The sequence below is a fragment of the Acetobacterium bakii genome (assembly GCF_001263355.1).
GTDB classification, from domain to species: Bacteria; Bacillota; Clostridia; order Eubacteriales; family Eubacteriaceae; genus Acetobacterium; species Acetobacterium bakii.
This window is the reverse complement of the sequence record NZ_LGYO01000086.1, coordinates 1-1,291: the sequence shown is the minus strand read 5'-3', so window position 1 is coordinate 1,291 and position 1,291 is coordinate 1. Positions and strand designations below refer to the sequence as shown.

General features: G+C 42.9%; 1 protein-coding gene and 1 pseudogene. Both read right to left on the bottom strand.

The window, feature by feature from the left end; all coding sequences use genetic code 11:
- Positions 1 to 231 precede the first annotated feature (231 nt).
- Positions 232 to 969, bottom strand: coding sequence for an ATP-binding protein (locus AKG39_RS19170; RefSeq protein WP_050742013.1), 738 nt, complete (start codon positions 967 to 969; stop codon positions 232 to 234).
- Positions 962 to 1,291: pseudogene (locus AKG39_RS20210) on the bottom strand (IS21 family transposase); the annotation flags it as partial. The gene AKG39_RS19170 and the pseudogene AKG39_RS20210, both read right to left, overlap by 8 nt.

Here is a 1,291-nt window from a genome sequence, read left to right as displayed (position 1 = left end):
TGGCAGTACTCTTATCGGCATTGCGCTTTTGGTCTTTTGGCATGGGCCGTTGGTTAAATGACACTATATTTGGATTAAAGTTGAATAAAATTTGTTGGTGGATGGTCTTTTGGCTTTGGCTGATTATTTCACGCTAAGAGTACTGCCAGTACACGCTAATGATACTGGCAGTATTTGAAAATGATACCATTGGTTCACAAAATGATACTGGTATTTCCTAAAAAGGGTTCATTAAAGATTCAATACAAAATCACGCATATTTATACTGCCAGAGCTGATAATGTGAGCACCATGTATAATGCGATCCATAATAGAATCAGCCAGAACACCACCACCGAGACGAGCATGCCACTCCTCGATCTTATACTGTGTGCAGAAAATGGTAGCACCGTTGTCATAACGGCGTTCGACCAGTTCAAACAGAAAATGGAGTTCATCATCAGAAAGATCTGTAATTAACCATTCATCAAGGATCAACAAAGGGTAATTCGTATATTTTTTGAGTTCCCTGCTTTGCCCATTCGGCTGGATCTTTGCTTCGCTGTATTCCATCAGAAGGTCTGGCAAGCGAATATACCGTGTGCGAATGCCCTGTTTACAGGCTTCTTTTCCAATGGAACAAGCCAGATACGACTTTCCCGAGCCAGTGAACCCGCAAACAACGATATTCTGATTATTGCTGATAAAAGTACAGGAAGCAATTTCCAGAATCAGATCTTTGTCAAGATGTCGCTCGGCAAAGAAAACATCCTGAATGGCGGCATTTGGAATTCTAAATCGGGCCCGTTTTATCAGGCTTGCAACACGCTTGTTATGCTTTTCCTGATAAATATAATCAACAATCATTTTCATACGCTCGTCAAAAGACAGGGTGGCATAAATAGTATCTTTCGCCTGTCTGTCAATCACCTGAATCATTTCTTCCAATTGAATTTCGCGGAGTTTGCGGCGGGTTTCATCATTAATCATTGTCGTAACCGCCGTAGTAAGATGCCCCGCGGATAAAACCGGTGGTACTGGCTGTTTCAGCTTGATGAGCGGCATCCCGGTCTTTGGCATAAAGGATATCTTCGCCAGAGGCTAATATCGGATCGAGATGTTTGTATCTCGGCGAACGAAGTGTTTTGAGGGCCATTTCACAGGCATTTTCAAGCCGCGCCGCCGAATATTTTTTAGCCAGTTTCAGTATCGACTTCGACGGATCAAAAGCTCTTTCCGGGAGACGGGTATTTTCGAAAATCAGCTGAATCACCATCAAAGTGGAATCACCGATTCCCTGAGCTTCTTTCAT